Source organism: Lacibacter sp. (assembly GCF_057361365.1).
The window spans coordinates 84,048-103,245 of record NZ_JBMQSG010000021.1; the positions used below are offsets into that span (position 1 = coordinate 84,048).

Annotated in this window: 15 protein-coding genes; 4 read left to right on the forward strand and 11 right to left on the reverse strand. The window is 39.4% G+C overall.

Annotated features, from left to right (window positions below):
- Nucleotides 1–9: 9 nt before the first annotated feature.
- A complete protein-coding gene (locus ACO1QW_RS17755) occupies nt 10–3,030 on the reverse strand; it encodes a ligand-binding sensor domain-containing protein (RefSeq protein ID WP_486260726.1) in 3,021 nt (1,006 codons plus the stop codon).
- Nucleotides 3,031–3,360: 330 nt separating this feature from the next.
- Between ACO1QW_RS17755 and ACO1QW_RS17760 the strand changes: the two genes are divergently transcribed.
- Together ACO1QW_RS17760 and ACO1QW_RS17765 are read left to right on the forward strand one after the other, a co-directional pair.
- Nucleotides 3,361–4,788, forward strand: coding sequence for a hypothetical protein (locus tag ACO1QW_RS17760; RefSeq protein ID WP_486260727.1), 1,428 nt, complete (start codon nt 3,361–3,363; stop codon nt 4,786–4,788).
- A gap of 34 nt (nt 4,789–4,822) precedes the next feature.
- Nucleotides 4,823–6,217 (forward strand): T9SS type A sorting domain-containing protein, encoded by a 1,395-nt coding sequence (locus ACO1QW_RS17765; protein ID WP_486260728.1) that lies wholly within the window; start codon nt 4,823–4,825, stop codon nt 6,215–6,217.
- Between the two features lie 85 nt (nt 6,218–6,302).
- Here ACO1QW_RS17765 and ACO1QW_RS17770 read toward each other — a convergent pair whose 3' ends face one another.
- From ACO1QW_RS17770 to ACO1QW_RS17785, 4 genes are all read right to left on the reverse strand, one after another.
- A complete protein-coding gene (locus ACO1QW_RS17770) occupies nt 6,303–7,043 on the reverse strand; it encodes a 3-keto-disaccharide hydrolase (protein WP_486260729.1) in 741 nt (246 codons plus the stop codon).
- 61 nt (nt 7,044–7,104) lie between these two features.
- Nucleotides 7,105–8,463 (reverse strand): Gfo/Idh/MocA family protein, encoded by a 1,359-nt coding sequence (locus ACO1QW_RS17775; RefSeq protein ID WP_486260730.1) that lies wholly within the window; start codon nt 8,461–8,463, stop codon nt 7,105–7,107.
- A 37-nt stretch (nt 8,464–8,500) separates the two neighbouring features.
- Nucleotides 8,501–9,100: a 3-keto-disaccharide hydrolase gene (locus ACO1QW_RS17780; protein WP_486260731.1), complete on the reverse strand. Its 600-nt coding sequence runs from the start codon at nt 9,098–9,100 to the stop codon at nt 8,501–8,503.
- A gap of 293 nt (nt 9,101–9,393) precedes the next feature.
- Nucleotides 9,394–10,152, reverse strand: a complete 759-nt coding sequence (locus ACO1QW_RS17785; RefSeq protein WP_486260732.1) for a hypothetical protein — start codon at nt 10,150–10,152, stop codon at nt 9,394–9,396.
- A gap of 410 nt (nt 10,153–10,562) precedes the next feature.
- On the opposite strand from ACO1QW_RS17785, the gene ACO1QW_RS17790 reads away from it, so the two are divergent.
- On the forward strand, nt 10,563–11,108 hold the full coding sequence (locus ACO1QW_RS17790; RefSeq protein WP_486260733.1) for a hypothetical protein: 546 nt from the start codon (nt 10,563–10,565) through the stop codon (nt 11,106–11,108).
- Between the two features lie 54 nt (nt 11,109–11,162).
- Here the strand turns inward: ACO1QW_RS17790 and mnmE are convergent, their stop codons facing one another.
- From mnmE to ACO1QW_RS17820, 6 genes are all read right to left on the reverse strand, one after another.
- A complete protein-coding gene (mnmE, locus tag ACO1QW_RS17795; RefSeq protein WP_486260734.1) occupies nt 11,163–12,542 on the reverse strand; it encodes a tRNA uridine-5-carboxymethylaminomethyl(34) synthesis GTPase MnmE in 1,380 nt (459 codons plus the stop codon).
- Between the two features lie 37 nt (nt 12,543–12,579).
- Nucleotides 12,580–13,050, reverse strand: a complete 471-nt coding sequence (locus ACO1QW_RS17800; protein ID WP_486260735.1) for an ExbD/TolR family protein — start codon at nt 13,048–13,050, stop codon at nt 12,580–12,582.
- Between the two features lie 169 nt (nt 13,051–13,219).
- Entirely contained in the window at nt 13,220–14,047 is an 828-nt protein-coding gene (locus tag ACO1QW_RS17805; protein WP_486260736.1) for an energy transducer TonB, read from the reverse strand.
- Between the two features lie 51 nt (nt 14,048–14,098).
- Nucleotides 14,099–14,662: an ExbD/TolR family protein gene (locus tag ACO1QW_RS17810; protein WP_486260737.1), complete on the reverse strand. Its 564-nt coding sequence runs from the start codon at nt 14,660–14,662 to the stop codon at nt 14,099–14,101.
- Nucleotides 14,663–14,692: 30 nt separating this feature from the next.
- Nucleotides 14,693–15,361 carry an ExbD/TolR family protein gene (locus tag ACO1QW_RS17815; protein WP_486260738.1) on the reverse strand — a complete coding sequence of 223 codons (669 nt, stop codon included), beginning with the start codon at nt 15,359–15,361 and terminating at the stop codon, nt 14,693–14,695.
- 84 nt (nt 15,362–15,445) lie between these two features.
- Nucleotides 15,446–16,300 carry a MotA/TolQ/ExbB proton channel family protein gene (locus ACO1QW_RS17820; RefSeq protein WP_486260739.1) on the reverse strand — a complete coding sequence of 285 codons (855 nt, stop codon included), beginning with the start codon at nt 16,298–16,300 and terminating at the stop codon, nt 15,446–15,448.
- A gap of 300 nt (nt 16,301–16,600) precedes the next feature.
- Between ACO1QW_RS17820 and ACO1QW_RS17825 the strand changes: the two genes are divergently transcribed.
- A complete protein-coding gene (locus ACO1QW_RS17825; protein ID WP_486260740.1) occupies nt 16,601–19,162 on the forward strand; it encodes a zinc-dependent metalloprotease in 2,562 nt (853 codons plus the stop codon).
- The last annotated feature ends 36 nt before the right edge of the window (nt 19,163–19,198 follow it).

Genomic DNA, 19,198 nt, shown 5'->3' on the forward strand with positions numbered 1-19,198 from the left:
ATTGATGTTTTAAATAAGAGGAACTTTTATCTGGAAATATTGATCTGTTTCTTCAATAATAACGGGCAAATTGCTGAGGTAACGGTAAAGGGTTGTAAACTGTGCCAGGCCCTTTTTGTTAGAAGTTTCCACTACGTGCTTTCGCTGCAGATTGTTTTTCACCACTACGTAATCGTCCTCAATAAAAATATCGATCACAAGCGGTGTACTTACATCAATAACATTATGCTTAATGGCATTCTCAATCATGTTTTGCAATGTAACCGGGGCAATCTTGTAATGAAGATATTCATCGGGCACATTCATATTAATCTGTAATCCTTTTTTGAAACGTGTTTGCTGCAGATTGATGTAGAGCTGTACAAATTCTATTTCATCTTTCAAAAAAACCGTTTCACTGTCACCATTCTTTAAAATATAACGGTATATGCCCGACATCTGTTCAAGAAAATCACCTGCTCTTTGCTGATCGGTTTCTATAAGGCCGGATAACGACGTAAGTGAGTTAAATAAAAAATGGGGATTAAGTTGCTGTTTCAGGCTTTCATACATTGCCAGCGTTTTCTCCTTCTCTAACAGCTGGGCTTTTGATTTAAGCGAAAGAATTTGCTGCTGCTTTTGCAATCGAAAACGGTAAAAAAACAGTAAAGCCGCCGCAAGCAAAAAACCTATTGTGCACCAAAACCAGAGTGCTTTATAAAATGGTGTGCGTATGGTTAAAGCAATAATGCGTTCAGGCGTTTGCCAGGATCCATCTTTTGCCACAACCTTTACCCTGAAAATATAATTGCCCGGATCAAGGTTGTTGTACTGTGCAACTGCACTGTTATTTGCAGTCACCCATTTTTTATCAAAGCCGTCTAGTTTATATTCAAATGAATAAGAGAAAATTGCCCCATTTATTAATGAACCGAAACTGAACTCCAGCGAATTTTGATTGGGCTCCAGCTGAAGATTTGTTTCATCAACAATCAATTTATCTTTCCCTGAAATTTTTACCAGGCTTAAAGAAGGTGCTATTAAGGTTGGTTTCAGGTTCAGCCTATCCGGCATAAACGTGACAATGTCTTTATACAAAGTTGAAAGTATAGCTCCATTCCTATCGGCCAATGTAACGTTGCCATAGTTATGTGTATTTTCGTAAAGGGGTATGTTATAATGGCTGATGCTTTTCGTAACCGGGTTGAAAACGGAAAACTTATTTAGCGCTGCAATCCATATACGTTCATTGTTATCAGCAACAGCCTGGCGGGCGAAACTTGTAATTCCATTCGCCTGATCATATAAATGCATTTCCCTTTTTTGTACATCATATTTATACAAACCAATACCTACTGCTGCCATCCATATATTTCCCTGTTTATCATTTGCCAGTGAAGTCAGGTAGCCAGCTAGTTCTTTAGGTTTATTCTTTACGTAGTATGTTACGGTTATTTCATTTTTGTCAGTTATGTAGGCCAGCCATCCAAATGCAGGAATAAACCAGGGCGTTCCTGACCTATCAAAAAACATTGGTGTGTAAACAACTCGCTGCCCATCGGCCAGCATATCAACCTGCATTTTAATTTTCACAGCATGGTTCGATTTTTTATTCCATTTTATATGCCCCTCTGCAGTTGAAAACCAAACATCATCGCCACGCTCTGTAAAATGATTCGAGTGAATATAGGGCCAATCATTAAATTGCTTTTCAAAAGGAATCAACTGCTTAGTTTTCTCATTTATTTTCCAAATACCGTTATGCGTAAATATATACGGTTGGGAATCCATAAAGCCCACATTAAAAACAGGGCCGGCCTGTTGTCCAAACCTGTTCTTTACAGATTTTGAAAAATCGAAGAATTGATACTTGCCCGATTTAGGATAATAATGAATAAGTGAAACATACCCTTCAGATGCTATCCACCAGCTATTATCTCTTATATCAATAGTAAATGCGCCCAGCGATGCGTTTTTCATTTCCGGCACTTTCTCAGTAATTGATGTAATGCTGTACACACTTTTTGAATAGTTACATTTCGAAATGCCACCAGCCGTGGCCAGCCAAATGTTTTTGTCTTTATCTTCCCACGCATCCCAAAAATTATCACCAGCAATGGAAAGAGGATTTTCATTTTTATAGGCGATGGTTGTAAAATGATTTTTCTTATAATCAATTACCACCATATTTTTATTCCATGTACTTACCCAAAGTTTGTTTTCACTGTCTTCAAAAATAGTTTGCCCAAATGAATTGGCCATCGAACTTCCAACCTGGATGCGGTGAAGAATTTTGTGTGTTGACGGATCAAAGGCAACAATGTCTTTGGTAACATTATCGAAGAACCAGAAGTACCCTCCTTTTGCTAATGACAGTGCAGCTATGCCGTGGTTTGTAAACAAAGAATCGCCTGGTTGATTTCTATAGCCATAGAATTTATTTTCTGAAATATTATAAAAATGCAATCCTGAGCGTGTAGCAAACCACAAACCGTTTCCCGACGGATCTTCCACCAAACCATTCTGTCTTACAGAGTATGCTCTTAAAGAGTCTTTATCTTTTGTAAGCGGCCCTATTTCTTCAAATTTTTTCTTCAGCTTGTTGAACTTAAGAATATTCCATTCACTGGTCGCCCAGATATTTCCATTCCGGTCGCAGATAATGTTTTGTATCCGCCTGGCAAAATCGAGAGTTGGAGGAATATAATTAATGAAGCGATTGCGTTTTACATCGTAACAGAAAATGCCGCTGGCCGTCCCTCCCCAGATATTGCCGATGCTGTCCTCACACAAATCAATCACTTCGCTGTTAAGAAATGAACGACTAGTATTTCCGGTATTGAAATTATAAAAATGTGCACCATCATAACGGCTTAAACCATTTACCGTGCCCACCCATAAAAGTCCCCTACTGTCTTTTAATATACTGTAACAGGCATTGTAACTGAGGCCTTGGCGCTCGCCAATATTGTGAAAAATAAATTCTGATGACTGCGATGACAATTCAGAAAACGCAAACAGAAACAACGATATAATAAGATACTTTCTCAACTGCAGATTAAATTATTTGAGTAACGGAAAGCTAGTTAAAACTGGTGGGCTGCACAAGTTTAGCCCTTTGATGTGTCTAAAATTGAATTGAACTGTACTAAAAATAAAACGAAATGTAGAGTAGCGCAGGCGAGGTGAGTACTGCGTCGTTTTCAACCGATTTTTTTCTTTCAAACACGCCTTACACTTCAAATTAAAATAAGGTCACTTTAAGCTTTTCATCTGTCATTTAAGGATCATAAACTTTTATCATGCGACACTCTTTTTCATTTTTGAGTTTCAAACAAATACAAACACCAAATTTTAACAAGCAAAAAAACCAAACTAAAAATGAAAAAGCTAATGCTATCCTTCTCACTTATCGTCATTACATTTTTTACGCAGGCCCAAAGCGTAGCTGTAAACACCGATGGCACTTCAGCACATGGCAGTTCCATTTTTGATGTAAAGAGTACAACAAAAGGCATGTTAATACCACGTATGACCTCCGCTCAACGCTCTGCTATTGCAGCGCCTGTATTGGGTTTACTCGTTTTTGATACAGATACAAAAAGTATCTGGGCATTTAACGGCGTTGCATGGAGTAACCTTACAACTTCTGGCAGTGGCAATTTTTCACTACCGTTTAGCCAAAACGTTAGTCTTTCAACACCCGCTTTTAAAATTGAAAACAACGGCACCGGCGATGTACTTCAAATAGGAAATTTAGGCGCCGGTACTGGTTTAAATATTTACACAACCAATGGCTTCGGTATTAATGTAAATACCAGTAATAATATGGGCATCCTTGCAACAAGCTATACAAGTAACGCCATACATGCATTCACAACAAACCCTGCTAATACAATACCAACCATAAGGGCTAACAATACTGGTGGTGGTGTGGGTATTCACGCAAGTTCAACAAACAATAATGGAATTTTAAGTACTACAAGCGCTGTTAGTAGTTCGGGTGTAAGAGGCGAAGCATCTGTAAACGGTGCGAATGGGGTGTTTGGTATCAATACATCTACCAATGGTGTTGGTGTAAGAGGCGAAGCTTCAGGTACCGGCACTGGGGTAATTGGTTACAGTACAAATGGCACTGGTATGTCAGCAGGAAGCATTGCAGGTACGGGATTATACGCAAACAGTATTTCCGGTCTTGCTTTAAATGTAAATGGGAATGTAAAAATTGCAGGTGGTAATACTGCACCTGGTGCTGGTAAAGTATTAACCAGTGATGCCAATGGAAATGCAACATGGCAAGCAGCACAAACCCCTGCGAAAATTGCTTTCAGAGCTGCTGGAGTAGCTGATGCAATCGGTCTTACAAACTCAATAATAGCATCAACATTTGCCGCCCCTGTTTATTCAAAGGTTGAGTTCAAAGCGGTGGGTTATGATTTCGGAAACGGCTACACACCTTATAACGGAACTGAAACCGGTAATACAAGCACCTACACAATTCCGGTGAGGGGTTTATATCATTTCGATGCTTCAATTCAATTTGTACCCGCAGTTCTACTCGACTATACAGATATTGAAATCGTTATCATGCTGGTACGAGATGGTGCAACATCAACCTTGCTTAGAAAAGGTGCGTATGTGTCAAGCCTGGATAATACTTCAGTAGCTGTAAGCGGTGATGTAACCTTACTGGCGGGCGACAAAGTGTATGTTGGGGTAAGACAATACAACTTTTCATCTCTTCCTTCTTTAATGCTGGATAGCTACGACCAGGTTTTCTTTAATGGTCACATGGTATTCTCTTTCTAAGCAAATCACTCGCTTTAACTTTTAAATACGAGCAATGAAAAAATATTTAATAATTCTGCTGCTGAGCATAACGGGTATGAGAGCATTGGCTCAACTTACGGTCAGTGGCGGAACGCAATGGGTTACCGGCGGTAACGTTTCGGTGGTGCTGCAGGATCTGAACCTCGTTAACGACGGCGTGATTACATCTGGAACCGGCATATTCAAATTTGCAGGATTTCAAAACTCTACCATCAGCGGCAGCAGCACTTCAGGATTTTACATGTTGGAAATGGCTAAGACGAATAGTTCAAAAGTTTTGCTTAGTAACAACATCAACATACAACACTCGATCAACTTTGTATCAGGACAGTTAGACATGAATGGAAGTAATATTTTTCTTTCATCAGCTGCCTACTTAAATAATGAAACAGAGTTGAACAGGGTAACCGGTGCAAGTGGCGGTTATATCCAGGTTATACAAAACCTCAGTGCACCAAACAGCTCTAACCCCGGTGGCCTCGGTGCATTTATCAGCACTGCTGTTAACCTCGGCTCCGTTACCATTCGTCGTGGGCATACTTCGCAAACAGGCACAGGTTTATCAGGAAGTGTAAATCGTTATTACTCGATTGAACCTGCAACGAACGGTAATTTAAATGCAACTATACGCTTTAAATATTTTGATGCGGAGTTAAATGGGCAGATCGAGAATAACCTTGCAACCTATCAAAGTTCTGATGCAGGTATAAACTGGATCAATCTTTCAAGAACAAGTAACAGCACCTCTTCAAACTATGTTGAAAAAACAGGAGTTGCAAGTCTTTCGTTATTCACTTTGGCCAACGACAATACAAGCGCCAGTGCTGTAACCGGTTTAACATTTACCGGAAGTCGTAAGAAAGCAACTGATGTGCAATTAAAATGGAGTACTCAAACTGAAAATAATATGAGTGGATTCCAGGTGCAACGCCGACTTGATACAGAAGTTGATTTTACGGACAAAGCATTTATTAATTCACAGGCGGCAGGCGGTAACAGTAGTACAACATTATCGTATCAAACTGTTGATGCAAATGCACATACCGGAATATCTTACTACCGCTTGAAAATTATTGACAAAGCAAATAACGTTACCTACTCACCCATTATTAATATAGCGGGGAAAACTAAAGGAAACGGCGGCGGTGGAAATGGTAACAATCGTATGATAGATGAAGTGGCAGACGCAAAAGTGACCGTTGGACCTAATCCTAACAATGGTAATTTCTGGTTTGTTGTGAATGGAATCGAGAAAGAAACAAGTGCAACCCTCTTTACGATTGATGGTAAGGTAATAAAACAGTTCAAAGTATTTAACCAACAACAGGAAAAAGTAAACAGCTTACGTACTGGTGTTTATATTCTGAAAGTAGAAGGTTTAGAATCCGTAAGAATAATTGTACAGTAACAACTAACAATCTATCTTAAATAAGAAAGGCTGTCTTAGCATAAAACTAAGGCAGCCTTTGTTTATTAAAAACAAGCAGATACAATTACAATTCCCGTATCATGATATTTTTAAAGTAAGCTTTGTTACCGTGGTCCTGTAAAGCTATTCTTCCTTTTTTTGCCGAACCATAATCAGGATAGTCTTTCCATTTGCCTTCAGTCTTGGCTTTCGTCCATGTTTCATCCCAAGCCTGGAACTCCACAATTTTTTCACCATTCAACCAATGTTCAACATGCCCTTTATTAAAAACGATCTTACTGTTGTTCCATTCACCTACAGGTTTTAATTTCTTTTTATCGTTTGCTAAGTTCATTGCATAATCAGCTCCGGTTTTTTGCCATTCTTCTAATTTCTCCGGAAAGCCAACATCATCCAGTACCTGGTACTCGGGGCCTGTTTCATAAGGTGCTTTATATTTTGGATCTTCTATTACATGATACATGACACCACTGTTACCGCCTTTAGTAATTTTCCAATCCCATATGAGTTCAAAGTTTTCAAACTCTTTATCACTAACAATATCTCCACCCGTATCTCCGTGGGCTGCACCAAGACAAACCAATGCAGAATCTTCAATAATCCAGTTTTTTACTTCACCTTTTTTGTTGAAACCATGCCAGCCGCTCAATGTCTTCCCATCAAACAGGCTGATCCATTCGGCTTCTGTTTTTGTTTCAGGTTGGTCGTTGGTCACAGTATTTTTTTTAATGTTTTTATCAGTGCAGGCAATAAGACTTATCACCAACAATGAAATTCCCATTTTTTTAAACGTAGTTCTTTTCATGCGCTTTTATAATTTTTTGAGATAAATACCAATTTTGAAAATGCAGAATATATTGTTCCGTTTATTTTTTCACCAATAACATTTGTTCAGGATTCCATAAAATAGCTTTATCCTGGTTATAGCTATCATTACACAATAACGCCGGAGCAGCTGCTCTATAACCAAAAGTTGCATCTTCAGCTACCTGTCCGCCGTTCCTTATCGCATTAAAGAAGTTGGCGAAATGATCATAAGGTCCGCCGAGATAACCCTTCTCTGCTGCAAACGTATATTCTTCCGGAGCTAATATTCGTTTACGACCTGTTACCGGTGTTCCTGCCTTTTTCATTTGCTCAATAAAAAACGGATCATCCGAATCAAAACTCTTGTTTCTTTTTAGAGTGACACTATCCCATGTAACATCCATTGATCCTTCGCTACCCACAAGTTTCAGGTAAGTTGTGCCGCTTGTTCCATCAACAAAATTGCAACGCAATGAAAGGTTGAATGCGGGGTGCGCTTTGCTTTGCGGATAATCAAACGTTCCCAACAATACGTCGGGAACTTCACGGCCATCTTCCCAGTAGCGAAGACCACCTGATGCATAAACTTTATTGGGACCAAATGAATTTGTAATAAAATGCAGACTCGAAAAAAGATGTACAAACAAATCGCCCGACATGCCAGTACCATAATCTTTATAATTTCTCCAACGGAAGAAACGTGTGGCATCAAAAGATCGTTTATTTGTATTGCTCACAAACGTATCCCAATCAACTGTTGCAGGCGAAGCATCTGCCGGAATAGGATATTGCCATGCACCGGTTGGTGAATGTCTTGCCCAAAAACCTTCCGCATAATTGAGTTTACCTATGGCCCCGTCTTTCAATAACTCTTTTGCTTTTTCATTACCGAGTGAAGAGACACCCTGGCTGCCTACCTGGAAAATTTTACCGGTTTCTTTTTGTGCTTTTATTACTGCTGGTCCTTCGCCAATAGAATGCACCATTGGTTTTTCGCAATAAACATGTTTACCTGCATGTAAAGCATCAATTGAAATTTGCTGATGCCAATGATCGGGTGTAGCAATGATCACTGCATCAATATCTTTCCTGTTCAATATTTCTTTGTAGCTACGGGTTGTAACAAGATCGGCACCCCATTTTGCTTTTGCATCTTTTAAACGACCATCATAAAGATCACAAGCGGCTACCAGTTTAATGCCGGGAACCTGCAGTGCAGTAATGGTATCTTGTACACCCATACCACCACTACCAATGAGTGCAATATTTATTTTATCATTTGCGCCAGGTGTTTTTCTCCTTAATGTTTCAACGTAACCGGAGTTATTTTCTGATGCAAAACTGTTCGAACCTACTGCTACTGCAGCAGTTGAAGTGGCAAGATTTTTAAGAAACCGCCTGCGTGATGATGCTGACATTATTTTACTGTTAGAGGTTATTGAATAAGTTAATCATTTACTTGAGCTGTTTGATGAGAATATCTTTCCACCTTACTTTTATTCCGCCGCCATCGTGTATTTGCAAAGCAATAAATCCCTGTCCTGCACCTATTTTATCATCTTTTAAATAGATCATTTGTTTGCCGTTGAGCCATGTGGTTACTTCATCATTAATTACCTGTATACGCATGTCGTTCCAATCATCGGCCTTTAATTGTTTTTCATCTTCAGGCTTTGGTTTAATAAGCCAACCTCTTCCATACGATTCGTAAATACCGCCGCTATTATGATCGGGTGGAGCCACCTCTACCTGCCATCCACTGATCTTTGTGCCTTCAATACCCGAACGAAAGAAAACACCACTGTTACCATTAGCCTCAAGCTTAAATTTCAGGGTAAGAATAAAATTTTTGTGCCCCTTGTTGGTTGAAAGATATCCATACTGTTTATCAGGTCCGCTTTCACATACCAACTCTCCATTTTCAACATACCATTTTTCAGTACCGTGGATGGTCCAGTTACTAAGATCTTTACCGTTGAATATTTTTTTAAACTTTGGGCGAATGCTTTGTGCAGAAAGTAAGAAAACAGGAAGAAGTATTGCCAGGTATCTCATGCGTTGACTTTTATTTTTTTATTGCCTCATAATATGTCCACAAAAATCAGTTTCGATAAATTTTTGTGGACACATCTTTATCTGACAATATACTGATTTAACAGTAGCGGAGTCGCTGATTTTTTAGTCAACCGATTGCACTAATGTCGAGATGCATGATTGAATCATTATCCTTAAAACGGAGAAGGCGGGATAGCTTGTTGAAAACTAGTAAAGCCAGCTAATTAGCGGGCTGGCTGAATCGGCGATTTGGTTCACGCCACTACACTTTTACTTGATGATAACCAAGTTGATTATTGAGAAATAAAATTATACTTCTTTAGTAGGCGGTTGCCGCTACGCATTTCCAATGATTTGGCAATGCCGCCGGCATCTATTTTATAGAAATGATCAACCTGCACAAGCAGTTCACCATCTTCATCAAAAACTTTCGCAGTTTTTACCAGGTTCTTTGATTGCTTACCAAACTGGTTGTCGTTTACAAACCCAATCTGCCTTGTATCGAGAAAGTCAACAGGCAAAGAGTTATTTAAGTTGCTGTAGTACTCAATTGATGCTGTTGATTGCAATCTGCCGTTTATAAATTCTTCTACAGTTTTAAGATTTCCGTTCGTATAGGTATAAATAAACTCACGTACAAATCCTGATTCCGTTGGTGTGACCGTTTGATTGATGAGATATCCATTCGCACTATATATAAATCTTACATCCGCCATCTTCTGTTCATTCACATATTTTTCGAAATGATTCACTCTGCCACTAGTGCCTTGCTCCGCATTCTTATAGGTTACTGTTTCATTAGTACCCTTCGCTATCAATGTAGCGAAGTGACTATTACCGGGCTTATAATATATAACAGCATCTCCCGCAGTAAAAGCCAGCAAATACCCATGATCATTATAGAGCAGATGATGGTTCTTACCATCATCGTCAGTAATAGTGGTCAACTGGCCGTTAACTACCGACTTCGATTTTGGAACAGCTACCATTATTTCTTTTCTGCAATTCAACAACAGCAAGGCTGCTACTATAGAAGCGATCAACACTTTCATAAATTATACTTTAGACCGTAAAATTGAAACAGAAAAAATCCTGATGAAAACTTAAGACAGTCAAGAATCAGTTTGATTAATTAGAGAGTATCAAAAGCCAATTGAATTGAAATTGTTGCAAGTGTTCAAATGGATAGTTTTGAGTTTTAAAATTTCAATCCGTTGAAAGCTTCAATCTTAAAAAATATTGAACGGGCCGCCACAAAAGAATATGCCAGGAAAAGCACAACGATTATCAATCACTTTAATGGCCTTTTTCTACGCTTCGAACGGTAAAAACAGCGGTTCACCCTTATTAATTTTTACTTCGCTTTTGTTTACTGCACTTTTACACTGTTGATTTAACAAAGAGAAACACCTTTATGTATTTGCAGGACAGAAACAATAAATACAAGCCCTTCAAAAAGGGCATGCTGCTGAAAAACACCCTACGCATTTTATTAAGCATGAAGGGCAGGCCGGCGATTCAATTGCCGGCTGCCTCCTGCTTTTTTCTTTCGCTTTTACTTTTATCATGTGGCAGTAAAAAGATAGCAGGTGTTACAAAAGATTTTAATACAGGATTAACTGCACAGTACATTAACATGCAACCAAAGTCGGTTTTTCTTATCATGAACAATGAAGTGCTGGGCCATACCGATATTCCTTTGGGCGAAAGTTTTGTGTTGGTGAATGATGAAATTGCCGGCCTGATCGAAAAGAATGGAAATGTATCAGCTGGCTGCTCTTTACGCATCAGCGATGAAGCGGGAAAGATTATATTAGAAGAAAAAGATCTCTTTGCCGGCAATGATGTTTTTAAAAAAGATTCAGCTACCAGATTAAAGTGTACCATTAACACCGGCTCACCGATGGAGTGGGAAAAAAATTATAACATACAAGTGGTCTTTTGGGATAAATATGGTACAGGTAAAATCATCAATGAATGTACAATCAGGAGTATCGACATTCCTTAATTCTCTTATGCAGTTTTTTTGGTTTCCGGCGTTGCTTTTTCCAGGCGACGCTTTTTATTTTCCGATACAAAACTTACTAAAGATATAATCCAATCGATCTTCATTCGTGATCTCACCTGTTATCTCCCCAAGAAAATGCAGGCAGCGGCGAATATCCAATGCCAGCAAATCACCAGGCAGTTGATTATCCAATCCAGCTTTAATATCATTCAATGATTTTTCAACTTCCTGCAATGCCGCATAATGTCTTGCGTTGGTAACTATTGTGCTTTCTGTATGTACTGTTCCTTGCACAACTTTATCGACCAGCCTTTCCTTTAATACATCAATATATTTGTGCGATTTTGCAGCAATAAATAAAACCCCATCACCTGAAAATTTCTCCTGTGCTGCATCTTCACCTAATACATCCACTTTATTCCCAACAAGGAGGTAGTTTTTATTTAGTTCCTGCACCTGCAATAATGCAGTTTCAAGTTCAGTTGTCGCTTCGGTGTTTACATCAAAAAGATAAAGTACAAGATCTGCTTGTTGCATTTTCTCCATGCTTTTTTCCACACCTATCACTTCAATTACATCGGTACTCTTACGAATACCTGCAGTATCAATCAAACGAAAAAGTATTCCGTTGATATTAATTACTTCTTCAATTGTATCTCTGGTTGTACCGGCAATTTCGCTTACAATCGCACGGTTTTCATTTAACAAAGTGTTGAGCAATGTTGATTTACCTGCATTAGGTTTTCCAACTATCGCTACACTTACTCCATTTTTAATGACATTACCCAGCTGAAAAGATTGCAATAAATCGGTTGTAACTTTATGCGACCTATGAATGAGTTCGTAAAATTTTGTGCGGTCAGCAAACTCTACATCTTCCTGGCTAAAATCAAGTTCCAATTCTATTAACGCTGAAAAAGAGATCAACTGATCTCTCAACTCTTTTAATACCGTTGAAAATCCACCACGAATATTGTGCAATGCTGTTTTTTGCGACGCTTCTGTATTACTTGCAATCAAATCAGCAACAGCTTCGGCTTGAGTAAGATCAAGTTTACCTTTTAAAAAAGCACGTTGTGTAAATTCGCCGGGCTTTGCTAAACGTGCGCCATACTTTACTATCGTATTGATCACCTGTTCCTGTATAAACGGAGAACCATGACAGGAAATTTCAATTACATCTTCGCCCGTATAGCTTTTTGGATTTTTAAACAGTGATACCACTACTTCATCAAGCACTTGATCGCCATCTTTCAAAAAACCCACATGAATAGTATGTGAAGATTGTTTTGCAAGATCTTTCGAAGGAAACAATTGGTTAACGATGTCGATTGTTTTTTCTCCACTCAAACGTATCACACCTATTGCTCCAACGCCATGCGGCGTAGCCAATGCAACTATAGTATCGTCCCAGCCTGCTAATTTTCCGAGCATGCTGCAAATTTAACGCAAGCTGACATGCGGATCACTTTTACTGCTTGTCATCCAGCAAAACGTATTTGTTGATGGCAAGAATTTGCATTTCGTCCAACACATCAACAATCTCTTTATACGAAGTTTTTAAGGTTGGCTTAATCAGAACCACATAGTTTGAATCAGTACCGAGCCTTTGAAGAATACGATTGCGCTTATCTATCAAGTGAGTTCGCAGAGAATTTTGCGCATAAAGTGAAAGCGTTCCTTTTTGTGTTGGCTTCTGTTCAAATCCCTCATAGTAATCCACCACGCCATTGCCTTTCAATTGCAAAGTGATTGTTCCCGATTCAATTGTAGTGGTATGAATATTTACGGGGCCATCGTCAGGCACATTCAACTTAAAGGCTTTTGCCTCTGTGAGCTTTGTTGTAAAAATGAAAAAGGTGATAAGCAAAAATCCAAGATCAACCATTGGGGCGAAATCAATATTAAGTAACCTTTTGTTGGTTTGATTAATGGCATCCATAAGCTTTGTTTTTAATTGAAATGAAAGGCTAAACAAAATCCATATGAATGGACGTTTATAATTTAGTGACCCCAATCCAACACCCTCACCTCCCGGGAGGAATAAAAACAAAAATCCCCATCGGAAATCCGATGGGGAACTTGCTTGTATATTCCTTCTTGAAAAGGTCTTAAGGTTGTTCGTCTGGAAGACGGAACGTAATTTTTTGACGACGCCATGCTTTTACCTGGCGACCGTTTTGAATAGCGGGTATCCATTTAGGTCCACGCTTGATAGCGTTTACCGCTACTTCTGCTAATTTAGAACCTTTCATTGACAATGCTTCCACATTACTTACGTTACCTTCTTTATCCACGATGAACTGAACTTCACATGTACCAGCTTGACCATCATCAACGAGGTCGTCGATGTTTTTCTCTACTTCACGTTGTACATATTGGTTCCATTTGCCTTCACCACCGGGGAACTGGGCTTCCACTTCCACTTTAGTAAATACCTGGTTAGGATCTTCTTTAGGAGCTTCCACTACTTTTGTTTCTTCTTCCACCTTTGGAGGATTCACAATTTCGGGATCCTTAATACCTTCCTGGTCAATTTTACCTACGTTGGTGATTTCTTCCACTTCCTTCACTTCTTGCTTCTCATCAAATTTTTCGTCTTCTACGATTTTAGGAGGCGTAAACTTGGTGATCTCAATTTTTGGTGGCTCCTGTTTTGGAGGAGGAGGCGGAGGCGGTTCAATCTTTTGTTGCTCTTCCGGCTTAATTTCTGCCAGTGTAACATCCTGCACCTTTACTTTATTCTTTTCACTGTCGCCCACGCTGCGGCTAACAATTACCATCAGAAAAATCAGTAAAGCAACACCTGCTGTTATCAGCAACGCAGTAGTTAACCTCTTCTGGTAGTTTTTGCGGAGTTCATAAGCACCATATTCCTTGTTCCTTTCCTCGAAAAGGATGTCAAGAAAATCGGCGGTTAATATTTTATTTACTTCCATAATTAACAATTGTGTTTAGAATTAGATGCTGGTTTGCTTATTTTCCACAAACTATTTTCCACCGGCAGGAGCAGCTGGAGGGCTTGATCCTTCTGTGGCGTTTATTAAAGCCACCTCGCCAGGAAATATGTCAACAATTGCATACCGCTTAATGTCAGTTATCTGCATTTCATCAAGCATGTCCACCACATTCTTGTAAACAGAATTGTCGTTGGGCTTAATAATAATTACCAGATCTTTCTCAGGTGTATTTGCTTTCTTCCTGAGCAATTCGGTTCTGATATCTTTAAAACTAGAAGTCTTGAAATTGGAACCGTCCTCGGCCAATTGTCCTTCGTAGTAATAAATGTGATTATCCTTACCTAACAATACGGTAAACGCACCCGACGCTTTAGCCTGATTTTGTTCCTCTTCTTTTGCACTATCGTCCGGAACATTGAGCTTAAAAGCCTTGGGCGTGCTCATTGTTGTAGTGAAGATAAAAAAGGTAATCAACAGGAACCCAAGATCCACCATCGGCGTCATATCCACCTTGGTATCTTTACGGGCTTGTTTCTTGACCCCGGGGCCTTTCTTATGCCCCCCACTATCCGGTGCTGATACATCTGCTCCCATAGCGTTTGTTATTAAAGTTAAAAATGTTGTTTAGTTACCTTCTCTTTGCTTTTTATAAAGCGGTGTTCCGCTTGGCACACCTTCTAACGCAGTGATAAGCTTAAAGGAGAAAATACCATTCTTTTTAAATGCAGCAAGTACATTCTTAAAATAAGGATACTCCGTTCCATTATCACCGTTCAACATTACGTTTTCAGGTTTGCGGCCACCGGTGCCTGTAATTAAAGCATTCAAATAATCATTTAATTGATTGTTCAACGTGTCTTTAACAGGAATACCGGGTTGAGAAAACGCTTTGTATTCAGCTTCTGAAAGTGCCAGGAAACTCTTTAACTGAGTAACCGGAACTCCAATACCACCAACGGAAAAATTTACAAATGTTGCAATTTCAGCAGGTGTGAGACCTAAACCTTTCTGGCGGTTCAACACTTCTGCAGTGAGCTGCGCCTTCTCTTTACCATCCTTATCAGGACTGAAGCTGATAAAAACTTTACCGTCTTTATCAAACGATACCTTAAACACATCCTTCTCAGGCTGGTTTATTGATGATACGGAGTGAGGGTTTTGAATTTTAAGCACCTCAGGTGGCTTAAACTTCGTTGCCAGCATAAAGAAAGTAAGAATCAGAAACGACAGATCCACGAAGGCTGTCATATCGACCCAGGTACTTTTCCTGGCTATTTTATTGAGTTTAGACATTAGTTGAAAGTTTTCAAATAAGAAGATTCAAATTCAGTCAAATTCCACACGCCTGTTTTCGAATATTTTTCGAAGGCGAACAGCTTATTTGTACTGAGTTGCAAAACTCTGTGTTAATGTGAAACTTGTTTCATCGATACCGTAAGTGATCGAATCGATCTTAGTTGTAAACACATTATACATGATGAGGGCGAAAGATGAAGTGGCAATACCCAAAGCCGTGTTATAAAGGGCTTCAGAGATACCAATCGCCAACGCTGTAGCATCACCACCGCCACCAGCTGCACCCAAGGCACCGAATGAACGAATCATACCCAATACTGTACCTAACAGGGCGATCAACGTACCGAGAGATGTAATGGTTGATAAGAATACAAGGTTTTTAGAAAGCATTGGTAATTCCAACGCAGTAGCTTCTTCAACTTCTTTTTGAATTGCCTGGATTTTTTGTTCGTGGTCCATTACAGATTCAGTTGTCATTTCACGGTATTTTTTCAAACCCGCTTTCATTACATTACCAACTGATCCTTTTTGCTTATCGCACTCAGCAATTGCAGCGTCAATATTTTTGTTTGCAAGATGATACTGTACTTTACGGATAAAATCAGTAGCATTTCCTGCACCCATTGCTTTGCTGATAGTAAGGAAACGTTCAATAGAAAATACAATTACCATTAAGAAAAGACCGATAAGGAAAGGAACGATGATACCACCTTCGTAGATCTTGTTCATTTCACCAATTGGCTTGTGATGTTTTGGCCAGAAACCACCTGCAGTATCAGGCTCCTGGAAACCGCTGGCATTACCGAAAATGAAACGCCAGATTAAATAACCGGCAATGATACATACGATTGGCGCTATCCAAGAGATAACGTTACTGCTCTTCTTTGCTTGACCTGAAGTTGCGGCCTTAGTTGCCGTTGGTTTAGTTTCAGCCATGACAATTGATTTTTTGGTTTTTAATTAAGTAAGTTTTATTCTTAAATAGTGGTACAATTCTATGAAATTTTCCTTTTCAAAAAATCAAACCATTCCCTTGATACGGGTGGCACAAGTTAGGGAAATATTTATTTTCACCAACTTCCCGCCATTTTAATTTTTTAAGTTCTTGCTGCAATCGTTTGAGCCGTTTATCACATTTCTCCGCTCAACCCTAACATTTCCCATTCCCATTTTGTTTGGCTGCTGTTTGAGTCATTACAATTAATTTCAATCGATTTTTTTAAACCCAATAAAAGTATGATGAAAAATGTAACATTAGCCTCCTTGCTGCTGGCAGGTAGCTTAACCGCAGGGTTGGCGCAAAACCGTCCCACTGTGCCGGCATCGGGAGGTGCTCCCACACAAGCGCCAACAGGTACGCCTACACCTCAGCGTGCATCGATGCCCCGGCCTTACAAAGAAGTTATAACCGACAAAGCCAAAACCGATGAAGGTTTGTTTAAAGTACACTTCTTAGATGACAAATGGTTTTTTGAATTGCCTGATTCATTGTTGAACAGGGAAATTCTTGTTGTAACCCGCATTTCGAAATCAGCGGCCGGTTTAAGTAATGGCTTCTCTGGTTATGCTGGGGACATTGTAAACAATAATGTCATTCGTTTTGAAAAAGGACCAAACAACCGGGTGTTTTTAAGAAGAGTTTCTTTTGATCAGCGTGGTACCGATGAGAACGGAATGTATAAAGCAGTGGTGAATTCAAACATTCAACCCATTATGCAAACCTTTAACGTTAGTGCATATGGCAGAGACTCTATCAGCAATACACGCTCAACTGTAATTGATGTTACAGAATTTGTTGCAGGTGATAACGATGTGTTATTCTTCAGCACTGGTTCAAAATCAAGTTTGCAATTGGGTGCTGTGCAATCTGATAAATCGTACATCAACACCATCAAATCTTACCCCATCAACATTGAAGTAAAAACGGTAAAGACATATGCACGTGGTGCAGCTTTACCCACTGCGCAGGCAAGTCAATTTGGTACACAGGCCCGTAGCGGAAACTTTACTTTAGAACTTAACAGCTCTATGTTGTTGTTGCCAAAAGTTCCTGCAAAGCCACGTTACTTCGATCCACGTGTTGGTTACTTTACCCGTCGCTATACCGATTTTGATGCAAACCCACAAGGTGTGAAAGACATTGAGATGGCTGTTCGCTGGAAACTTGAACCAAAAGATGAAGACATCGAAAAATATAAACGTGGTGAATTGGTTGAACCAAAAAATCCAATTGTTTATTACATCGATCCAGCTACACCGAAAAAATGGGTGCCTTATCTTATACAAGGTGTAAGTGATTGGCAGGTTGCATTTGAAAAAGCTGGTTTTAAAAATGCCATCATAGGTAAACTTGCTCCTACTGCGCAGGAAGATAGCACATGGAGTTTGGAAGATGCACGTTTCAGCGCTATTGTTTACAAACCAAGTGAAGTAGCAAATGCAAGCGGACCAAACGTGCATGATCCACGCAGCGGACAAATTTTAGAAAGCCATATCAACTGGTATCATAATGTAATGAGCTTATTACGCAACTGGTATTTTATTCAAACAGCTGCCGTTGATCCAGGCTCACGCACAATGGTATTTGAAGATGCATTGATGGGTGAATTGATTCGCTTTGTATCATCGCATGAAGTTGGACATACATTAGGTCTTCGTCATAACTATGGTTCTTCTTCAACTGTTCCTGTTGACAGCCTTCGTAATAAAAAATGGGTTGAAGCAAACGGACATACACCATCAATTATGGACTATGCACGTTTTAACTATGTAGCACAACCGGAAGATAATATTGCACGTGTTGGATTATTTCCACGCATTGGTGACTATGATAAATGGGCTATTGAATGGGGTTATCGTTGGATGCCTGAGTACAAAACTGCAGAAGCAGAAGTACCGGTATTGCAAAAACTCACAACTGAGCGCTTGAAAAATAAACGTAATTGGTTTGGTACTGAAACAAATCCTGATGATCCACGTTCACAAAACGAAGACTTAGGTAACGATGCTATGAAGGCAAGTATGTATGGCATTAAGAATCTGCAACGCATTCTTCCAAACCTACTTACATGGACCAAGCGACCTAATGAAAGTTATGAAGGCTTAGATGAAATGTACAACCAGGTGCAATCTCAATACGGACGTTATATGGGCCACGTTGCAAAAAATATTGGTGGTATTTACGAAACACCAAAAATGACTGAACAAGATGGCGGCGTATATGAGTTTACACCAAAATCTGTGCAGAAAGAAGCAATGAGTTTCCTCAATCAGCAATTGTTTACAACACCAACATGGTTGATCAATAACGACATCTTCAGTCGTACTGGAATTAGCCCACAAGTTGTTATTGCAAACAGGCAGGAAGTAATTCTTAACCGCATCATCAGTTCTTCAACAATGACCAAATTGTTTGAAGCAGAAGCTGCAGTTGGTAACAGTGCTTATAAAGCAACAGAAGTGATGGATGATCTTCGTCGTTCTATTTTCAGCGAAGTGTATACAAGAAAAGCAACAGATGTTTATCGCCGCAATTTGCAAAAAATGTTTGTTGAACGTGTGATCTCATTATTGCCCGGTGGTGCTTCGCCACTTTCATTGGGCAGCATTGGCATTACATTCCAGGTATCGCCTTCGCTTAATATCAAAAACACAGATGCTTATTCAATCCTGAAAGGAACATTACGTACACTGCGTAACGATATTAAAGCTGCACTTCCTTTAACAACTGATAACATGACGAAACTGCATTTGCAGGATCTGAGTGATCGTATCACTGATGTGTTGGAGAATAAATAATCATTCTCTTAGCAATAAAAAAACCTCTGCACTTGC